The 14,556-nt window shown below is 63.3% G+C and carries 11 protein-coding genes; 7 read left to right on the top strand and 4 right to left on the bottom strand.

Annotation, left to right across the window (positions count from 1 at the left end):
- Positions 1–84: 84 nt before the first annotated feature.
- The 4 genes from ACFVTG_RS07020 to ACFVTG_RS07005 all read right to left on the bottom strand — a co-directional run bounded on the left by ACFVTG_RS07020 (position 85) and on the right by ACFVTG_RS07005 (position 9,509).
- The gene (locus tag ACFVTG_RS07020) at positions 85–564 is read right to left on the bottom strand and encodes a hypothetical protein (protein WP_390279150.1); all 480 of its coding nucleotides are present in this window, start codon (positions 562–564) and stop codon (positions 85–87) included.
- Positions 561–3,914 (bottom strand): RHS repeat-associated core domain-containing protein, encoded by a 3,354-nt coding sequence (locus tag ACFVTG_RS07015; RefSeq protein ID WP_390279346.1) that lies wholly within the window; start codon positions 3,912–3,914, stop codon positions 561–563. Before ACFVTG_RS07015 ends, ACFVTG_RS07020 begins: the two co-directional genes overlap by 4 nt.
- A gap of 97 nt (positions 3,915–4,011) precedes the next feature.
- A complete protein-coding gene (locus tag ACFVTG_RS07010) occupies positions 4,012–6,669 on the bottom strand; it encodes a hypothetical protein (RefSeq protein ID WP_390279148.1) in 2,658 nt (885 codons plus the stop codon).
- Positions 6,666–9,509, bottom strand: a complete 2,844-nt coding sequence (locus ACFVTG_RS07005) for a hypothetical protein (RefSeq protein ID WP_390279146.1) — start codon at positions 9,507–9,509, stop codon at positions 6,666–6,668. The genes ACFVTG_RS07010 and ACFVTG_RS07005 overlap by 4 nt, the downstream gene beginning before the upstream one ends.
- Before the next feature lie 207 nt (positions 9,510–9,716).
- Here ACFVTG_RS07005 and ACFVTG_RS07000 point away from each other — a divergent pair, with 207 nt between their 5' ends.
- The 7 genes from ACFVTG_RS07000 to ACFVTG_RS06970 all read left to right on the top strand — a co-directional run bounded on the left by ACFVTG_RS07000 (position 9,717) and on the right by ACFVTG_RS06970 (position 14,494).
- Entirely contained in the window at positions 9,717–10,343 is a 627-nt protein-coding gene (locus ACFVTG_RS07000; protein WP_390279144.1) for a hypothetical protein, read from the top strand.
- Positions 10,344–10,482: 139 nt separating this feature from the next.
- Complete coding sequence (locus ACFVTG_RS06995) at positions 10,483–10,770, top strand: hypothetical protein (protein WP_390279143.1); 288 nt, start codon at positions 10,483–10,485, stop codon at positions 10,768–10,770.
- Between the two features lie 166 nt (positions 10,771–10,936).
- The gene (locus ACFVTG_RS06990; protein ID WP_390279141.1) at positions 10,937–11,302 is read left to right on the top strand and encodes a hypothetical protein; all 366 of its coding nucleotides are present in this window, start codon (positions 10,937–10,939) and stop codon (positions 11,300–11,302) included.
- A 21-nt stretch (positions 11,303–11,323) separates the two neighbouring features.
- A complete protein-coding gene (locus ACFVTG_RS06985) occupies positions 11,324–12,316 on the top strand; it encodes a phage major capsid protein (RefSeq protein WP_390279140.1) in 993 nt (330 codons plus the stop codon).
- A gap of 267 nt (positions 12,317–12,583) precedes the next feature.
- Entirely contained in the window at positions 12,584–12,850 is a 267-nt protein-coding gene (locus tag ACFVTG_RS06980; protein WP_390279138.1) for a hypothetical protein, read from the top strand.
- Between the two features lie 376 nt (positions 12,851–13,226).
- Positions 13,227–13,445, top strand: a complete 219-nt coding sequence (locus ACFVTG_RS06975) for a hypothetical protein (protein WP_390279136.1) — start codon at positions 13,227–13,229, stop codon at positions 13,443–13,445.
- 2 nt (positions 13,446–13,447) lie between these two features.
- A complete protein-coding gene (locus tag ACFVTG_RS06970) occupies positions 13,448–14,494 on the top strand; it encodes an LPO_1073/Vpar_1526 family protein (RefSeq protein WP_390279134.1) in 1,047 nt (348 codons plus the stop codon).
- The last annotated feature ends 62 nt before the right edge of the window (positions 14,495–14,556 follow it).

Raw genomic sequence — 14,556 nt, 5'->3', positions numbered from 1 at the left:
AATTGTGATCCGTGCAGAGCCCGATCACCTAAAGGAAGATCGACTTACGAGGCCCGTTGGTCTTCTGTGCCGTGACAGCCCAGACTACTCATTTCCCCGGAGGGGTCCTTCCAGAATTGTTCGCGCCTCACGAAGCATGATGGATGGACGTAGTTCCCCAGCCGCATGGCTTTGCCGTAGAGAATTCACATCCGGATGACCGTGCGCGTAATCCGTCAGTGCGGTCAGAATGCGCCGGACTTCCATATGGCGTGATTCATCGTCCATGTCGAAGTCCAAGCTGAAGGCCTGCCGCACCTCGTATGTGCCAACCCCGGTTGCTGACTTCATCTGTTCTAGACCTGTCAGGATGTGACAGAAATTTATGCTCTTTGGCCGAACCGTGCCGCTGAGCGGGTACAGATCTATGCCAACCTCAATTGAGTATCGGTGACTATGACGGGTGTCGAGCGCCAAGAGCCATGCGGCGTCGGTACCGAGGAGAATCCAGCCCTTGCCGTGTCTGCTGAAGCCTTCTGCCTGGACTGTCTCCCGGATGATGCGCTGGAGTTCAGTTGGCGTCATTTTTCGTACGTATCCACGAATGCTTGCCAGGCTTCACCGGTCGCATCTTGCAGGAGCTGTTGGTACTTCCGCACTTGTCGCCATCCTTCCGCAATTGCCTTGGCATTGTTGGGTTTGAGCTCTCGGACAATCCTAAGGTCTGGATTGATCGCATCTGGACGAAGCTGGCTCCCCGGAATCTTCGCTCTGTTAAAGACGTAGCCCTCATCTCCCAGCGTTAGCCCATATGCTTCATGGGCTCTGCGCCCGTTTGCAGCATCCGCACTCTCGCCACCGGAACCGGAGGTGAATTGGCCGAGGGCATTCCGTGCCTGGTTTTGGTTGCCGATCGCTTGCGTGGCCGCTTGGCTGGCTGCGTGCATGATGGCGTTTGCGGCTGCCAAGGCTGCCCCGTCGTTCCGGGCACCATGGTCGTTGGTTGACGAGGGCCTCTGGGGGATAGCGGGGAAGAATGTTCCTGTGGCCTGCGGGTATTCGGCGACGTAGCCTTCGTCGGGGCCGGTCGCGGTGACCATTGGCCTGTCAAAGGAGATGGTGCTGTCCGCAGACGCGGGTATCGCCGGGTAGCTGGAGCTTGCCTCTGCTGCCGATGATGTTCCGGATGAGCTGTGCTGTTCCCAAGGCCACTGCGTAGGCAACTGGATCGGGGGTAGGTGGACTTGTGTCGCGAGCCACTCGCCAATGAGGCCGACTCCCATGATTACCCCAATACCTATGGCGTCGTCGATGCCGTAGTCGAGTCCTGACGGGTCGCTGTGGTTGACGGGGTCCTGGCCCGAGTACGCGTAGGGGCTGTATTTGTTCGGTTCGGTTGGATCCAGGAGGGGGTCCGGGCTGGTGAAGACCCCCAGCACGGGGTCCAGGTCGCGGGCGCCGAGGTGGGTGAGGGTGCTGATCGTGTCGGCGAGCCCGCCGATGTACCCGTTGGGCGCGCCGTACCCGGCAGGGTTGGCCGCGTTGGACCCCACACCGTTGGTTCCGGCAGGCGCGGTCGCGTACGCGCCGGAACCTACTGCGGATTGGGTCGCGCCCCGGGCAAGACCCATCGGATCCGTGTAGCGGGTCTGGGCCGTGACCAGTGTCGCCCCGGACGTGGGCTGCACAATCGTCTGGGCGGTATCGACCCCGTCGCTGAGGATGAAGGCGAGCTTCACCGCACCTGCGGCGGCGGTACGTTGGCCGATGGTTTTGCCTGCGAAACTGTAGGTCTTGGTGGCGGTCTTCACCCCGGCCGGGGTCGAGTGCGCCGTGATGGAGCCGATAGTGATGGTGGTTCCGGTGCCGTCGGTGAGCCCGACGAGGGTCCCGCCGGCGTCGTAGTACCTGGTCCCGGTACTGCCCGCTCCCGTCACGGGTGCGGGCGGGGTGCCGGCGGTGGCGGAGGGGTTCGGGTTCACCGGCAGGGTGGACGCACCGGTGGTGGTCGCGAGCTTCCCGTCCGCGGTGTAGCTCAGGGTTTCCCCGGCACGGCCGCTCATCCGCCCCGCCGCGTCCCAGGAGAACGTGCTGGTGGTGGCTGTCCCGGTGGCGGGCGTGCTGGTCAGGGATTGGAGCCGGTGCGGACCGGGCTGCCCCGCGGCAGGGTAGGTGTAGTTTTCGGTGGCGGCGAGGTTCCCGGTGGCGTCGAAGCGTTTGACCTGGGACCGGTCCCCCGCAGCTGTGTAGGTGTAGGTCTGGGCGTAGGGTGCCGGGCCTCCGAGCCCGGTGACCGACGTCGACGCCGGGGTCGGTGCCGTGTTGCAGTTCTTCGCCGCCGCGGTCCACACCGCGGCGAGCCGGGAAGCATAGTCGTAGCCGTAGCACTGATAGTCATCCGGGGCCCCGGGCCGGGACGGGTAGGACACCTCCCGGGCGCTGAGCTTCCCCGCCGGGGTGTAGGTGTAGTTGGTGGTGCCCAGGTCTGAGGTGACGCCCTTGGCGATGTTGGTTGCGGACTGGTTGGCCAGACGCCCGGTGGTCGCGTCCCAGCTGAAGTAGACCTGGTTCACGCCGGTGGTGTCCAGGGTCATGCTGTTGTTGTTGCGGTCGAATTGCTGGTAGGTGGCGATCTGGTTCAGGTGCCCGTACTGGGTGGAGCCGACCAGGAAATTCCCTGCCGCGTCTTTGACAGCCGAGGGGTTCTCGAAGGAGTCGTAGAAGGGATAGATGGTTTCCGCGGCGAGCCCGCCGATCGCGGGGCTGGTCTGGGCGCTGAGGTTGCCGGTCTTGGTGTAGAAGCTTGAGGTGGTGTAGGTTCCGGCGTATCCGGTCAGTCCTGCGGGCAGGGTGACGGTGGTGGTTTTGGGCAGGTAAGCGGCGTTGTAGCCGGAGACGGCGGTGGTGACGGGCTGGTCGTAGTTGGGTCCGTTGTTCCGGGTTGTGGTGCTGAGCTGGCCCTTCTTTTCACCGTCGAAGGTGCTCGTGACCAGGGTGTGGGCGGTGCCGCCCTGCGGGGTGACGCTGGTGCTGATGGCCCGGTCCAGGACGTCGTAGCTGTAGCTTGTGAGGGTCCCGGCGGCATCCGTTGTCATCGCGATGCGCCCTGAGGGATCGTAGCTGGTCGCCGTGGTCCCGGTGTCCGGGTCGGTGGCGGAGGTTTGCCGTCCGGCGGGGTCCAGGGTCCAAGTCCATTGGTTGCCGGCGGTGTCCTTCATGGTGGTCATCCGGCCGAGGGCGTCGTAGCTGTAGCCGGTGGTGTCCGGTGTGCCCGTGGGGGTGGTGCCGTGGTACAGCAACTGGGAGACGGTCTTGCCGGCTGCGTTTACGATGGTTCTGGCGGCGGATTCATTCCCGGGACCGGTGGTCGTCGTGGTGTCGGCGCCGATGTAGCTGATGTTGGTGGCCCAGAGCGTCTGGTTGTCCCAGGCCAGCGCTGTGTTCGTGGTGATACGCCCCGCGCCGTCGTAGTCGTACTGCGTGGAGGACGGCACGGCCACGTTGGGGATCATAAGGGTGGATCCGGGGTTGGTGGCGTAGTAATAGTCGTTGTTGACCAGCCGTGTTGCACCAGTGGTGTTGTAGAAGGTGTCCGTTGCGATTGTGCCACCACCCGGTGAGGGCTTCTGGGTTTGCCGGATCCGTCCCAGACCGTCGTAGATCTCGTAGCTGGAGACCGCTTCGCCGATGCCGTTGATGGACGTGCGCATGATCGATGACGGCGCGGTCTGGGAGATCGTGTAGGCGGTTGCCTGGGTCGGGACCGGGTTGGTGGCCTGCGGGCGCATGGGGTCCCACACGCCGGTGACCCGTCCTGAGGCGTCGTACTGGTAGCTGGTGACGTTCCCGTTCTCGTCCGTGCTGGTGGTCTTGTTGCCCCGGATGGTTTCAAAGGCGGTGGTGGTGGTCCAGCCCAGCGGGTTGGTGGTGGTCACCGTGGTGGGCAGCCCGGTCGCCGGGGTGTAGGCGATGGAGCTGGTGCGGGCGGTGCCGGTGGTGTTGTCCGTGGAGGACACGGTCCTGCCCAGGCTGTCATAGCCCAAGGTGGGTCCGGTCTTCCAGGTCGTGACGGTCGTGCCGTTGACCGCGGTGGCCGTGTCGGTGCGGGCCGGGTTGCCCAGGGTCGGTGCCTGGTAGCCCGGGGTGCCGGGGGTGGCTGCGGTGGAGGCGTCGTAGAGGGTGGCTCCGGCGGTGATGATGTTCCCGGCCGGTGCCCCGTTCCCGGTGCAGGGCCCGGCGTAGGTGGTACTTGTTGCCGGCAGTGCCAGGAGGTTCGTGCCGGTGTTGTCGGCGAATGCCGTGACGGTGCAGCTGCCCGGCGTTCCGCCCGCCTCGCCCGAATTGGAGACGACCGTGGTCCGGCCCAGCGCATCGAAAGTGCTGGTCGATGTGGTGGTGCGGGTGCCTGTTCCGGTGCTGCTGGCCAGGATGGTCTTGACCATCCCCGCCGGTGTGGCGGGCCTGGGCGGCGCCGGTTCCGGCAGACCCTGTCGCGGTCGGCGCCGAGGACCAAGGGGTGCTGATCGTGGTGCTTAGCTGCGTACCGGCCTCGCCCAGGAATTTCTGGGTTTCGACCGCGGCCCCGGCAAGCCAGGGGGAATCGGTGATGGTGGTGCCGTCGGAGGCGGTCACGGACGCGGAAACCTTTCCTCCGCTGCCGTTGGAGGGGGTTCCGTCCAGGCCGCGCAGGTACGTGGTGATCGTGGAGGGGTTCTGTCCGGCGGCGGCGTTGCCGGTGATGGTTTTGAGCTTGCCCCATCCGGCGAGCACGGACCAGGTCAGCTGGGAGCCGCCCGTGCCTGTCACATAGGCGGGGCCGGCGTATTTCCAGGCCGGGGTGCCTTGGTATTCGTAGCGGGTGAGCATGTCCAGGCTGCCAGTAGCGCCCGGCCCGGCGTTAGTGGAGACGGACGCGACCGGGTAGATGTGGAAGTAGTCCATCCGGGCAGGCTGGGCGATCGGTGTGGTCGGGGCCCACCATTGCGGGAAGCAGCGCTTCGTGTTCGTTTCAGGCGCGGCGGGGAGGTTGCTCTGGGTGCATTCGGCGCCCTGGTAGGTGACGGCGATCGAGGCGCCGGTGACGGTCTTGATCGAGGAGATCCGGTAGCGGTCCAGGGGTGCGAGGCCGTCGACGACCCAGACCCGGTTCTGCAGGGTCTGACCGGAGAAGACCACGCCCGGATCCGAGACTATTCCGCCGGTGCCGGTGGCAGTGTTGGCTCCCTGGTGGTCCACGGAGCCCAGCCACAGGGCCGGTTTCGTTCCGTCGCCGGGGTCCGGCATGGAGTGGTGCAGGTTCCAGACGTCCACGTTCTGGTACGCGGTGGGGCTCGTGGCGGTGCGGGTGGTGACGGTCAGCAGTCGCTGGTCGCCGTAGAAGGTTGGCGAGTAGACCGTGCAGGGACCGGTCGGTGCGCAGGCGAAGGTGGTGGGGACGTCGTTGCCCTTGGTGCAGTCGACCCCGGTGCAGCGGGGCGTGTACGCGAACTCGATGCGCAGCGGGGAGGGATTGTTCAGTTCGGTGCCAGCGCGCATGCCGTAATCGACGCGCGCCAGGCGGCTGGAGCGGATATAGCTCTTCAGGGCGCCGGTGCCGGCCTGGGAAGAATAGGTGTTGGAGTCCTGGGTGTAGTAGAACGCCTGGGAGTTGCCCTGGATGTCCACGACGTAGTCCAGGTTCCAGGCGTAGGCCTGCTGGCACAAGGATGCGGCGAAGCTTCCGGCGGCGCAGGGCTGGGACGGGGTGGCCGCCCCGACCGGGACCGTGTCCGCGGAGTTGGTGCTGGCGTTCCCGGGGGCCCAACCGGGCAGGTGGTTGCGGCCGAAGAAGTACTGGGTGCCGGCGGTGTCGGTCAGTTTCCAGTAGCCGCCGTCGAAGGTGCCGTTGGAACCGGCGGCGGTCAGGTATTCGATGCGGGTGTTGTCATCGTTTTGCAGCTTGTATGTTCCGGTGGCGGCGTCTTTGATGACCTGCCCGGAGCGGCCGCCGAAGGAGATGCTGAACTGCTGGCCGCCCATAGCCCCGCACAGGTCATAGGAGCCGGACACGCCCTGGTCCATGCAGGCGGCGAATTTCTGCCGGATCGACCCGGCACCGGCGAGGGACCAGCCGTCCCCGACGACGGAGGCCTGGTTGTTCGTCGAGCTCGTCAGCCCGTCCACCATGGAAGAGTCATAGGCCAGAGCCAGCGAAGGTGTCGGGCCGGCCGGGGCCTTCCGCGCGGTGAAGGGGTAGCTCCAGGTGAAGCCGCCGGTCTGGCCCGTGACCCCCCACGTCCCGGAGGACGCCCCGGGCAGCCCCGTGAAGTCACCGGAGCCCTTGTCGTTGCCCTGGACCGGTGCGGCCAGTGGCGTCCTGCCCGTGAAACTCGCGGGTTTGACGCTCAACCCCGCCCCGGCATCGGACGTTCGGGCGGGTGCTCCGGTGACCGTCGCGGGTCCGGTGCCGGTGACCGTCCCGTGAACGGATGCCGGATTGGTCCCGTCCAGGAACGGTCGCACAACCGCGGGATCCTGGCCGCTCGCGGTCCAGGGGCTGACCTGGACCGCCGCTACGGGATCGGGCAGGTGCGGTGTCCACCCCGTGGAGTGGTCGATGGTGATCGCGAACAACCCCGCCGTGGCGGTGACCACGGCGGCGGCGACGGCAAGAACAACAGACTTGGGGGTACGCATGAGGATTTTGCTCATTTCAGGACTCCCGTGTCGGTGCTGGTGAAGTTGTTTTGCACGTTGGCGAACTGGATCGCGGTCAGGACCCCTTGGGTCATCACTGGGTTCAGGATCTGGCCCGTGAACTGGGCAAACCCATTGGGACCGGCTGCCCCGAGCAGCACGGGCTGGGTGGACGGTGCCGGCAGAGCGGCCGCCGCCGACGTGGCCGCGGTCCAGCTGCCGGTGGAGCCGTCCGTGGTGACCGTGATGCGCAACTGCCGGTTGACCTTGTCATAGACCGCGGAAACGAAATTCCAGACATTGGCCGCAAGTGGTTGGGACCCGCGCCGGACAGTTTCCTGTCCGCCGCCATTGACTGCGGACCAGGTGGAAAACTCAGCGAATCCGTCGGTGCTCAGACGCAGGGCGCCGCCCGGGGAGCCGGTGCCGGCCATTTGCCTGATCAAAGACTGGACACCGCCGCCGGCCGGTGTCGTGGGGCAGAACCAGCCCGAGACACTGTAGCTTTGGGCGGTGTCGACCGCGGCCGAGACGGTGTTGGCGTACTGTCCGGCGGCGGTGAGCTGCAGGGCCTTGCTGGTTTCCGGGACCGAGGACGGGTCCACGCTTCCCTGGCAGGACCCGGTGGGTGCGGGGGCGTGGGCGTTCGTGGCGATGTCCACCCAGGAGGCCCCGCCCTGTGGCGTTGCGGTCAGCACGGTCGTGGGGTCCGTGGCGGTCTTGGTCACGTTGAAGGTGTAGGAGACCGGGGTGCTGTTGACTTGCTGGTTGACGTTCCCGGCGTAGTCGAAGGACCATACGGTCAATTTGGTTTGCGTGTCAATCGCGCCGATTGTGATGGTCTTGGTCCGGCCGCCATCGGGGCAGGCCACCACGAACTCACCGAACCGGGTACCGCAGGTTACGATCCCCGGGAAGGTCGGGGTGGTCGCCGCGTTCGTGACCGCGTACACGAAGCCCTTCGCCGCGTAGGGGCCGTTGTTGTTCAACGTGAAGTCGTACGCGGTCGCGCCGATGGTGCCGTTCGGATCCTTACCAGCGGAATCAAAGGCAGACGGCGGTGCGATCGCCGGCGGCGCAGGCGCCGTCGTATCCACCGTGAAGTAGAACTGCATGGTCCCGGAGGCCTGGCCTTGCTGGTCCACGGCTTGGGCCTGCAACTGGTACTTCCCGTCGGGAAGCACTCCGCCTTGCCAGGACGGGTATCCGCCGGATCCGGGCACTGTTACGGGGGTCGTTGTGCTGAACATGGATTGCCCGGAGCTGTTGAACACGGTCATCCACACCTGAATTGGGCCGCCAGCGTCGCCGTCGGGGTCGCTGGCACCAACCGTGTAAATCGGCTGCCGGTCCCTTGTCACATACGTGGAAGCGAACGGGGTCCCGGTCCACTGCGCATGGGTTATCGTCCAGATATACGGTGTTGTAGGCGGCGTGTCGTAGGTGACGATGACCGAGGCGTCGTTGTTGAACCGCTTCCAGCCCAACGGGTCGCCCTCGTTGCCGGCCCGCAGGGACACCGTCCATTGCCCCACCTGTTGCAGGGTGGCCTTGATTGATGACAGGTCAAAGCCCACGGTCCCGGCAGGGCACCCCGAGTTGTACCCCATTGCCACGGTCCTGGAATCCGTCTTGGCCACCAGGCCGGGCTGGGCGTTCCACGTCGTGCCCGGGCTGATGCCGCCGGTCACCCACGCATCCACCGGCGTCGCGGTGCACGAAGATGACCAGGTCTCGGTCGCGTTCATCCGCGCCGCGAGAATGACCTTCCCAGACATGGGCGTGGTGCTGAACTGGTAATACCCGCGCGTAGTGTGCGAAACACCGTCCGGAGCCCACGACGGCGGTAGGTACCCGACGTGCACCGTGGAGTCCGTGTACTGGCCGTTCCAATACGACGTGCCCGGGTAGGCGCTGTCGACGTACAGGTACGAAGCCCTGGTCGTCGACCAGTCCGGGTCTATGTAGAGGGGGAAGACCATCTTCGGGGTGTGCAGGATTTCGCTCATGCCGAAGACCTGGGTCTGCTTCCCGTTTTCGGTGCCCAGGCTCAGGGAAAAGGGCCGGGTGATCCCAGGGCCTCCCGGGTCTGTGGCGGAGGCACCGGTCTGGGAGGAGTCCCACCACTGGCCTGCGGCCGTGCGCAGTTCCGTGTTGCCCGTGTCCTTACCCTTGGCTGCCAGCCCGCCGCCGGTTTCGTTCTGGACGGTGACGTTCTGCGCGTCCAGGAGAATGCGCATCTGTACCACCCTGGGATCCCTGGCGGCCTCTGCGGTGGCAATTTTCAGGACCTGCGAGACGCCGGTCTTGTGGGTAACCTGGATCAGGTCCACTCCCGGCAGCACCGCGGGGTAGGTGGCGGTGTTGCCTTGGACGACCGGCTCGGGCAGCGGGCCGAAGGGCCAGGACTGCTTGACAGCGTGCCCTTGTTTGTCGTCGACGCTTGCCATCTCAGCGGTCCCGCCGCGTCCAAGGCTGACATTGACCGGGGCCATCTTGGGTTTGAGGACCGGCCGCCCGTTCTCGGTCACGGAAACCAGATCGGTCGAAATGTCCTGCCAGCCACCGGCCGTTTGCATTCGGACTGGCCCGGTGGTCACCGTCCGGGTGAAGGTCCCGTCGGGGTGCGCGACCGTCTGCTCGGTCGGGGTGGTGAGGGAATCAACCACGACATCGGCGCTGGTCTGGGCCGCTTTGGCCTTGGCCGTGCTCTCCGTGATCGGACCGATAATTCCAGTGTCGACAGCGGCTGGCGGCGCTGAGCCGGCCCACGCCGCGCCCGGCGCCGTCAGAAGCCCGGCAACAACCGACAAACCACAAAGAGCACGCAACAACAACGAGGAACGAGAACCCACGGGACAACTTTCACGAAGAGGAAGTGTGCGGGATCCCCAAAAGACCGTTCCCCCAAGCACGGATATCTGAGAGCAAACTACATGTCACCTGGATAAACACGCAATAGGCACGGATAATGGACGGGTTTATTACAAACCAGACCCCCAAGCCCGATCCCTGTTAGGTTTCCCGTGCCCGGCCGCACCCTTCAACCTCGCCACGCCAAAATGAGCGATGCATTCAAGCACGGCGCGAGCGGCTACCGGCATCACAACTGCCGCTGTGAGACTTGCCGTGCGGGCCATTCCGAGGCGCAGCGCCGTCGCCGGGCGAAGGTGGACGGCATGCCGTTTGTCCCGGCGAGACCAGGGCCTGCGGTTGTCAGTGCGCCGTTCCCGGCGTTCCCGGCTGATGATCCGCCCGTGGTTGAGCGCGGACCCGCGCCCGAGTCCACGGAGTCCGCTGTTGAGGCTGAAATTGACGCGCTGGCCGTGCGGGCTGGCATCTGGACGAAGGAATGCGCACGCCTTGAATCTCAGGCGATGTCAGCGGCGAGAATCGTTGACAAGGTGATCGCTGACGGGCGCGTGCATATGGCCCCGGCGCATTACCGGCTTATCACCCAAGCCATGGCTGAACTCAGGGCGATTCTGGCCCCGGCGCGCATTTCGGGGTCGCGGAGTGCTGAGGATGAGATAGCAGCTGCCCAGGCGGAGATTGACGCTGAGTTCGGTGGACCATTCGGCACCCTCGGTCCTGATTCCTACCCCGCTCCCTTGCCCCGGACGTGGAATGGGCACGGAGACCGTGACGACCCATCCACTTGGGGAACTCATACCCGGTTCGAGAAATAACTGACGTTTACGCGTCAAGACTAATTAGGAGATTAAAATGACCACGATTCGAGAATTGATCGCCCGAGAGCGGTAGCAGCTAGTCGCAAAAAAGGCGCGGCGCAGTGCACTTGGGGATGCGCTGGCTGACCTTGGCCGAATGAACAAGGCCGATGTACTTGACCGGACGCTTTCCGTGAAAACCGAGTTGGGTTCGGTTGACGCCGACATTGCGAACAGCGAGGCCCGTATCCGGCTATTGAAAAGGGAACAGGCCCTGGACGAAAAGGTCGCCGCGCTGTCCGAGGTTTCCATTCGGGTACCCGATCACGATTCCCCCGAGTATCCGGCTTACCGGCAACGAATGGACGAAGAGGCCGATGCTCGCCGGGCCGAAATTGAACGCGAACAGGAGGCTATTCAGCGGGAATGGGCCGGTCTCCGGTAGAATGGTCTATAGCTCCCGATGGGGTCTCCGGTGAAAGCCGCAGCCTATCGCAAAGCTAGTGCAGGACCGCCAGACTTCGCCTTTGGTTGGAAAAGTAAGACGCGCCATTTGGCTGCGCCATTCCATCCGGGCGAAAGGCCCGCATTAGGCTTTAGGAGCCACCAAAATGACCAGAAGCATTCAGGATTCCATTGCCCAGAAACTAGAGCGTCGCAACGCCCTGGCCGACGAACTAGGCAGAATCCGTCAAGGGGACATCGACGCATCCGCAAACGAGATTCAAGCCAAGCGCAAAGAGCAAGCCTTGCTTGACACTGAAATCGATGCGCTGCAAAACGCCAACCGCGCGCCCAGTCCCGGCGACGGCGACTATTCAATGGGACGTAATGGGGGATTTACCCGCAACGAGTCCAGCAGTTCGCGTCTTGCAATGTCCGGTGACAAGTTCATCCGTAGTCAGGACAACACCCCCGCTGCAATCCGTCGTGGCGAGTCCTTCGGCTCCCATCCAGTTGTGGCCGAGGCGCGTTAGCATGACCGTGCACGGGAAGAAATGGCAACCGCACAATTCGGCGGCATGTCCCAGATGGTGCGTTCGCTTTCAACGTCCGGCACGTCCGCCATTGTGCCGGTAGTTTGGGCCACAGAAATTATCGACCTCGCCCGCAACTACAGTGCGGTTCTGAAAGCTGGTGCAAATGTCGTCCCGATGGATGCCGTCACGCTCAATATCGGACGGCTGACCGGCGACGCGACTGCGGCTTTCCGTTCGGAAGGCAGCGCAATTACGGCGAGTGATACGACGTTCGATCAGGTCCAATTGACCGCAAAGTCATTGAATGCGCTGGTTGTCGGTTCCACGGAATTCTTCGCCGACGCGCCCAACGCCGACTCGTTGGTGGCCAATTCGATTGCGAAGGCCATTGCTCTCAAAATCGACCTCGTTGCCCTCTACGGCGGGATTACTAGCGGTGCTGGGTCAATCAACTTGGCGACCCCGCCCATCCCGCGTGGAATTCTTGCGGCGCTGAATGCGAGCCTTCCGGCGAACGTCCTTGGCGGCGGCGCAACAAACGGAACGGATTTGACCCAGTACTCCCAGCTTCTGGATCTTTACTGGCAGGTGGCCAACGGGAACGAAAACCCGAACGCCATTATCTGGCCCCCGAAACTGGCTCAGGCATATTCGAAGCTTCTGGACACCACGAACCAGCAATTGCGCGTTCCGGCCCCGCTTGGTCCCGGCGCAATGATGGTCGCGCAAGATACGTTCCCCGGTGACGCTGACGCGGGTCTGCCGTTCTACGTTTCGAAGCAAGCCCAGCAGGGTATGACCCAGGGCACGCTGACAACTGCGGCAGATGTTTTCCTTGGCGATTTCACGGAATTGCTCGTGGAGCAGCGGCTCGATATTTCGGTGCAGGTATTGCAGGAGCGTTACGCCGAGCTTGGTCAAATCGGCATTGTCGCAACCTGGCGGGGCGATATTCAGCCAGCGCGATCCAGCGCTTTCGCGGTTTACCGTTACCTCACCGGGGCGGCATAAAAAATGGGGCTCTCCGAAGGCATTATTGGGCCGGTTGCGACATCCCGGCCCAATGTGCCGACGATTCAATGGATCAATCCGGATACGTTCCCGTTCTGGCAAGGTGCCGAGGACGCGCGTCTCCCGACGAACGTTCCATTCGTGCCCACTCCGCGAACGGACGCCCTCAGGATCATGAACTTGACCGATCCTAATGGGCATCCAGTCGTGTTCATGCCAGGCGAGACCCTGCCAGCTTGGGCGCTTCAATACCGTTAGGGGTTTGAAATGGTTCTGAGTAACAACCGCCGTGCAACGCCGCTCACGTTCGCTGACAGCCCCTACACGGCCCAGCCCATCGTGGAGGACTACATACACGCCAAGCACCCGGAAACGGGGTTGGACGAGGTTTTTGTCCCCGGCGAGGCAAAGCCAAGCTGGCTCGTGGAGCAGGAGCAGGGTCACGCCGCCGCTGCGGAAGTCCAGGCCGAGCCTGTAGCACGACGCAAGGGCAACAAGGCCGCGACGGCTTCACGGGAGGAAGGTTTGACGTAAAGGTCACTGCTCCGGCTTTTCAATAAGCGGGCCTGAGCAGCCCATGGCGGCGAGGCACCTGCCTTTCTCGGGGCCGATGAAACCGCCAGCGCCATCACCAAGAGACTCCCGCCCAATGAGAGCAAGGTGGGAGTCTTTTGGTGTGTAAGAGACTAAAATCGGGGTAGGGGGGACTCAAGTGGTGCTTGGAGTGCGAAAAAGTGGTGTTCTGAGCATCACAGTGGAGATTTCGCCCTGCTGTCGATAGCGCTGGCACAGTCGGGGACGTGGGCGGGCCTCATCGTATGATCGACAAATGGGAAATATTGGGGATCGCCTGTCGCAGGCTGGTGGCGTCTTTCTTGGTAGCGGAATAACAATCGGGGTCGGATGGGGAGTGTTTGCAGCCCAAACCGACCCAGCCCGATTGTGGGACTGGCCGATGTGGGTCGCAGCGGCCATGAGCCTACTCGGTGCGGCAATGCTCCTTTGGTCCTTCTTTGGAAGCGACAAATCGGAGCAGGGCAAGCGTCGTCTCGTGCAGAAACAATCGGGCGGAGTCGGGTCCGTCAACCTCCAGGCGGGCCGCGATATCACGTACAAGAACAAGGACTGACCTTGGCACTTCAGCAGCGCCAGCAGGGCGGAGACAACTCAACAAATTTCCAGGCCGAAGTCGTCCATTTTCACCAAAGCGGTGTTTCGATAGCTGACCCGCGGGGCATTGCGCAGGATGTATACAAGGCTAACGCGCTTGAGATGGCGGGTCTGGCTCGTTCCGTGGCAGCGGAACGCTGTGAAGAGTGGTCCGAGAAATTCTTGATGAAGCTTTCGAAAGTATCACCCGCTCTGCTGGCCGCCCTCATGGATCCAGATATTCAGCATTCACTTTTCTCGGCTCAGCGCGACTTTGCCCGTTCCGGCGACGATCAGTTGGGGGATGCTCTTGCGGATCTTTTGGTGCTTCGTTGCCGAACGGAACCCAACAGTTTCACCAAGGTCGTTCTCAATGAGGCCATCGCAACTCTTCCGAAACTGACTCACGCCCAGGTCGACATACTGAGCTTGATTTGGACGTTGACACGCACATACGAGCCGACAGTGACGGAACCGGCGCATCTGTCCACTTTGTGGTCAAGGGTGATAGGTCCTCTGTTGACCGACATCCCGACTTCGCGGTCCCACATAGAGCATCTGAGCTATGCGGGCTGCCTCACTATCGGCATTTCGGGAACCTCCATCTGGCACCTAGCAATGCGGACCTACGGGCAACTGTTCAGCCAGGGAGTCTCAGAGGAAGTCATTCCGGGCCTTCTGACAAACTTTTGGAACGATGAGAGAGTTTTCAAGCCGTGTCAACGGGACTCCTCACTTAAACGGGCCGCGCAGGAAGCGGAGATTTTTGTCGAAGGCACTGTCCTTACAGACAACGAAGAATATGAGCTTCGTAAGCTCCGCGATGGGAACTATCTTCAGCAGAGCGAGTTTGTGAATGAGATGAGCACTGGCTTTCCAGCTATTCAAAATCTGTGTGATGTTTGGGACAAGTCCGCGATGAGTGCCGCAGATCTGAGTACGGTTGGAATCGCAATAGCACACTCGAACGCCCGTCGTTTTGGCGGCCCCGAAGATGACTCACCGCTCGAAGAATGGCTCAAGGTTTAGGCACGCGATCAGGTCGGCTCGCGGAATGCTCAGACGGACACGCTGGCGACGATCACCCGCTG

It is taken from the genome of Arthrobacter sp. NPDC058127 (assembly GCF_042884555.1).
In the GTDB taxonomy this organism is placed as follows: domain Bacteria; phylum Actinomycetota; class Actinomycetes; order Actinomycetales; family Micrococcaceae; genus Arthrobacter.
The sequence above is the reverse complement of the archived record's forward strand: the minus strand, read 5'-3'. Positions and strand labels throughout refer to the sequence as shown.

Coding starts and splice junctions, on each gene's coding strand:
- ACFVTG_RS07020 (WP_390279150.1), bottom strand. CDS start 564: ATGACGCCAACTGAACTCCAGCGCATCATCCGGGAGACAGTCCAGGCA.
- ACFVTG_RS07010 (WP_390279148.1), bottom strand. CDS start 6,669: ATGAGCAAAATCCTCATGCGTACCCCCAAGTCTGTTGTTCTTGCCGTC.
- ACFVTG_RS07000 (WP_390279144.1), top strand. CDS start 9,717: ATGAGCGATGCATTCAAGCACGGCGCGAGCGGCTACCGGCATCACAAC.
- ACFVTG_RS06995 (WP_390279143.1), top strand. CDS start 10,483: ATGAACAAGGCCGATGTACTTGACCGGACGCTTTCCGTGAAAACCGAG.
- ACFVTG_RS06990 (WP_390279141.1), top strand. CDS start 10,937: ATGACCAGAAGCATTCAGGATTCCATTGCCCAGAAACTAGAGCGTCGC.
- ACFVTG_RS06985 (WP_390279140.1), top strand. CDS start 11,324: ATGGCAACCGCACAATTCGGCGGCATGTCCCAGATGGTGCGTTCGCTT.
- ACFVTG_RS06980 (WP_390279138.1), top strand. CDS start 12,584: ATGGTTCTGAGTAACAACCGCCGTGCAACGCCGCTCACGTTCGCTGAC.